The sequence below is a fragment of the Plebeiibacterium sediminum genome, from assembly GCF_026013605.1.
Classification (GTDB): Bacteria; Bacteroidota; Bacteroidia; order Bacteroidales; family Marinilabiliaceae; genus Saccharicrinis; species Saccharicrinis sediminus.
The window spans coordinates 1-349 of record NZ_JAPDPJ010000382.1; the positions used below are offsets into that span (position 1 = coordinate 1).

Below are 349 nucleotides of genomic sequence, written 5' to 3' on the forward strand. Positions count from 1 at the left end.
TCGCCATTGGACATGGCTGTTTCATCTATAGATAGAGCATAGCCAATATTTTTAGGAAATACTAAATAATCTTCAGCATGCGCCTTTTGAACCCAAGCATTGTAATCACTGAGCTTGTTTTTATATTGACGTTGAAAATTACGTCCGTTTACGCCAAGATACGGATCATGTAAAAAAGTTGGGTCTAAATTGTATAATTAATAATCATGCAAAAAATTTTGTTAACCTGAACAAGAAGAATTTTACATCTGAAGCACCCCTGAACTGCCTTCTGAATTCTTTAATTTTAGCATTAAAAGATTCTGCTGCTGCATTTGTGCTTCTATTATTAAAATAGTTAATAATATTG

The 349-nt window shown here is 32.4% G+C and carries 1 protein-coding gene; it reads right to left on the reverse strand.

What is annotated here, in order from left to right:
- Positions 1–204: 204 nt before the first annotated feature.
- Positions 205–345, reverse strand: coding sequence for a transposase (locus OM075_RS25870; RefSeq protein WP_363321666.1), 141 nt, complete (start codon positions 343–345; stop codon positions 205–207).
- Positions 346–349 lie beyond the last annotated feature (4 nt).